Raw genomic sequence first — 4,013 nt, forward strand, 5'->3', positions numbered from 1 at the left:
TGGGGTCGAGTGGCCCCGAATGCAGGCATGACCCTTCCTGTCACCGTGGCACCGCGACGGAGCCGAGGGCGCTCTCGAGGACCGCAGCCACGCTGACCCCCTCGAGCTCGGCCTCGGGGCGGAGCATGAGCCGGTGTGCGAGGGTCGCGTGCGACATCGCCTTGACGTCGTCAGGCGTCACGAAGGCCCGCCCGTGGAGCCAGGCCCACGCCCGGCTCGTGGCGAGCAGGGCGGTGGCACCGCGCGGACTCACCCCCAGGGCCAGCGACGGCGAGCTCCTCGTCGCCCGAGCGATGTCGACGATGTAGCCCGCGATCTCGGGCGAGACATCGACGCGCTGGACTGCGGCGGCGCCGGCGGCGAGGTCGGCGGGGCCGGCGACCGCGGTCAGCCCCGCAGCCGCGAGGTCCCGCGGGTCGAAGCCGTCCGCATGCCGGCGCAGCACCTCGACCTCGTCCTCGCGGGCGGGCAGCGGCAGGGTGACCTTGAGCAGGAAGCGGTCGAGCTGTGCCTCGGGCAGCGGATAGGTGCCCTCGTACTCGACCGGGTTCTGCGTGGCCGCGACGAGGAACGGACGCGGGAGCGCTCGCGGCACCCCCTCGACGCTGACCTGCCGCTCCTCCATGGCCTCGAGCAGCGCGGCCTGGGTCTTGGGCGGCGTGCGGTTGATCTCGTCCGCGAGCAGCAGGTTCGTGAAGACCGGTCCCTCGCGGAAGGTGAAGTCGGAGGTCCGAGGGTCGAGGACGAGGGAGCCGGTCACGTCGCCCGGCATGAGGTCGGGGGTGAACTGGACTCGTCTGGTCGTGACGTCGAGCGCGGCCGCGAGCGCCCGGACGAGGAGGGTCTTGGCGACGCCGGGAACTCCTTCGAGCAGGATGTGCCCGCGGGTCAGGAGCGCGACGATGGCGCCGGTGACCGCGGCGTCCTGGCCCACGACGGCCTTGCCCACCTCGGCGCGCACAGCGAGGAGGGCCGCGAGCGCGCCCTCTCCGTTCCCCGTGGTCTGGGTCCGCGGCTCCGGGGATGGCGGCGAGCCCGTCGGGCCGGCGATGTCTCCGGGGGGTCCGGTCAGGTTCGTGTTGTCGGTCATGCGCGTCGCACGTCCTCCTCGAGTTGGGCCAGCTGCTCGGCGAGCAGCACGAGATCGGTGTCGTTCTGGGGTGCCGCGCCGTAGAGCACGTCGCGGACGTCCTCGGAGGCACGACCGGTCGCCCTGGCCACGGCCGCGACCACGGCGGTGGTCGACGTCGACGCAGGGAGCCCGAGTCGGGTCGACACTCGGCTCCGTGCGCCGGCCCGGAGGCTCGTGGACGCGCGGTCGTGGTCGGAGGCGCGTCGGTAGAGACGCCCCCTGGCCTCGGTCGTCTCGACGGCGCGCACCACCACAGGGAGGGGCTCGGCGACGATCCGGCCCAGCCGCCGTCCTCTGGCGAGCGCGAGCACGACCACGGCCAGGGCGACAAGGACGACGCCCGGGGCGAACCACTCCGGCACCCCTCGGTCCGAGGGACGATGCTCACCGCTGGCATCCGGGACGTCGAGGTCGGTGACGCTGGGCAGGTACCAGACGAGGCGTTGCACGGCGCCCAGCACTCGCAGGCCCACGGCGGCGTGGGAGGCCTCGCTGACCTGTGCATTCGTCAGCGCGCTGGCCGAGCCGAGGACGACCGTCTCGGGGCGGCTGCTCCCGGCCGGGAGGATGACGAGGGCGGCCGAGCCGTCGTCGTCCGCGAAGCAGCCGGTGCCGCCGCTCGGCAGGGCCGGCCCCCTGTCGTCGAGGGAGCCGGACGACCGGTACAGCGTCGTGGTCGTGTCCAGTCGGTCGTCGGGGTCGGCGAGGTCCGAGGTGCATCGGGCGGTGACCGACCCCCTCACTCCCCCGGCCGTGGCGAGGGGGACCCCGAGATCGGCCAGGGCCAGGTCTCCCGGCTCGAGCAGGACGAGGCGACGCGCCGTCGAGGCGTGCCCGATCGCGCGCTCGGCTGCGGCCTCGCCGAGATGGTCGAACGACCCGATGACGACGGCGGTGGTCCGGTCCGCGCGGGCGGCCTCGAGGTCGGTGATGGTGCGCACGATCTCGAGGTCGACGCCTTGCTGGCGCAGGACCTCAGCGATCGCGCGTGCACCCTGCCGACGCGAGCTCTCGGGGTCAGCGAGCCGGCCCGACCCGGCAGGCCCTCCTGTCGAGAGGGCGAGGAGCGCCACCGCGACCACGGCCGCGACGGCGAGCAGGGCGGCCAGTCCCCAGCGGCGGCGAGGCCGTGGCGTGAGGGGGAGGGGCGCGGTGGGGAGCTGCGTCGTCATGACGTCACCCGACCGGCTCGAGGAAGGGCCGGGCCGCGGCAAGGCGAGCGTCGAGGTCGGCGACGTCACCAGCGACCGCTGCGTCGACCTGCGCATTGCCGTAGCGGACGGCGTCGAAGTGGTCCGCGGCCCGCGCGAGGGCGTCGGCCTCCCCAGGGAAGATCGCTGCGAGGGCCACGCTCACCTCGTGAGCCGTGCGGCCCGGGTTGTCGTCGACCACGGCCCGCTCGGCGGCGGCCGCGGCGATCGCGCGGAACCAGTCGGCGGTGGCCGCCGCGGCGTCCCCGGCGTCGAGGGCGGCACGAGCCCGGGCGCGGTAGGCGGCCGCGTCGAGGTGGGGCTCGTCGAGGACAGCGCCGTGGACCCCCGCTCCTGCCGCTCCCGGCTCCCGTCGCACCCGGACGAGGAGGACCAGGGTGACGAGCGCGGCGATCGCGGCGAGGACGACGGGCAGGACCCAGCCGGGGAGTGCTCCGCTGCTCCGCGCCAGCAGCTCCGCGACGGTCTCGGCGATCCAGTCGAGGATCCGTTGGAGCAGGCTGCGATCATCGGCGTACTCGGGTCCGGAGAGTTCCCGCCGGACCCACTCACGCGCCTCCTCGGCCGACGGGTCGACCGGCACACCGAGCACTCTGGAGCCCACGGTCAGGTGCTCGGCGACGTGTGGAGCTGCTGCATGAGCTGCACGTCGAGACCCTCGCGGCGCATGCGCTGGTCGACGTAGAGCAGCGAGTCGACCCCCGAGACGAACGGCGTGACGAGGACGCCCTGCACGAGGACGGAGACGGCCTGCGTCAGGGGCAGCACCCACCGGAGGGCGGACGCGTCCGGATCCCCCGACGCGAAGAGCGCGATGAGGGCGATCGGGGTCGCCACGATCGACCCGGCGATGGTGGCGACGATCGTCGTGAGCAGCCGGATGCCGAAGATCCGCCAGAACTGACCCCGGCGCGTCAGCTGCCAGGAGCGGCCGATCGCTCTCCGTGCCCCCGCCCCCTCGAGCACGACGATGGAGACGGCGAAACCGACCTTGACCCACAGGTAGATCCCGCCCGCGGTCGCTGCGACGATCGCCAGGACGCTGCCGGTCGCTGCGAGTCCGGTCGAGTCGATGGACCACACCAGGACCAGGGCCAGGATCAGGGCGGCGATGAGCGCGATGAACATGGCGAGGACGAGCAGGGTCGTCGCGACGGCGGTGAGGATGCGTCCCTTCGTCTGCTGCCACGTCTGACCGAGGGTGACCTTGCGTCCCTGGATGGCGTGCCCGACGACGAGGGCGACGAAGAGCGGGAGCAGGATCGAGACGACCCACATCGCGAGGGCCGGGACGTAGGACGCCAGCGTGGCGGTCAGGTAGGGGTCAGAGGCGACGTCGGAGTCCAGGACGATGATCTCGGCGAGCGCGAGGTCCTGGCCGGCGAGCCAGATGGCGAGCGCGGTCGTCGGCACGAGGGCGACGGCAGTGGTCAGGAGGGCCAGGCCGAGCGTGGCGGCCGGGTTGCCCCGGACCGTGGCGAAGACCCCGCCCCAGATCTCGCCGAGCGCGAGGGGACGCAGCGGGATGATGCCGGGCCGATGCTCCATCCTCGGCGGCGGGGCCCGGTAGCCCGGGGGTGGTGGCGCCCCGTAGCCGGGGGGCGGCGGCGCCCCGTAGCCGGGGGGCGGCGGCGCCCCATAGCTCGACGGCGCTGGGGGCGGTGCCCCGT

The 4,013-nt window shown here is 74.0% G+C and carries 4 protein-coding genes; all 4 read right to left on the reverse strand.

Features of this window, described 5'->3' with window-relative positions; translation table 11 throughout:
* Positions 1–40: 40 nt before the first annotated feature.
* Complete coding sequence (locus LOY02_RS13595) at positions 41–1,090, reverse strand: MoxR family ATPase (RefSeq protein ID WP_317182898.1); 1,050 nt, start codon at positions 1,088–1,090, stop codon at positions 41–43.
* Positions 1,087–2,304: a DUF4350 domain-containing protein gene (locus LOY02_RS13600; protein WP_317182899.1), complete on the reverse strand. Its 1,218-nt coding sequence runs from the start codon at positions 2,302–2,304 to the stop codon at positions 1,087–1,089. The genes LOY02_RS13595 and LOY02_RS13600 overlap by 4 nt, the downstream gene beginning before the upstream one ends.
* A gap of 4 nt (positions 2,305–2,308) precedes the next feature.
* Positions 2,309–2,926 (reverse strand): DUF4129 domain-containing protein, encoded by a 618-nt coding sequence (locus LOY02_RS13605; protein WP_317182900.1) that lies wholly within the window; start codon positions 2,924–2,926, stop codon positions 2,309–2,311.
* Positions 2,927–2,949: 23 nt separating this feature from the next.
* Positions 2,950–4,013 (reverse strand): hypothetical protein (locus LOY02_RS13610; RefSeq protein WP_317182901.1); only part of this gene is annotated, 1,064 nt, incomplete at its 5' end.

Source organism: Intrasporangium sp., from assembly GCF_032907665.1.
Taxonomy (GTDB): Bacteria; Actinomycetota; Actinomycetes; order Actinomycetales; family Dermatophilaceae; genus Intrasporangium.

Excerpts from the sequence above, each read along its gene's own strand:
- LOY02_RS13595 (WP_317182898.1), bottom strand. The coding sequence starts at position 1,090 with ATGACCGACAACACGAACCTGACCGGACCCCCCGGAGACATCGCCGGC.
- LOY02_RS13600 (WP_317182899.1), bottom strand. The coding sequence starts at position 2,304 with ATGACGACGCAGCTCCCCACCGCGCCCCTCCCCCTCACGCCACGGCCT.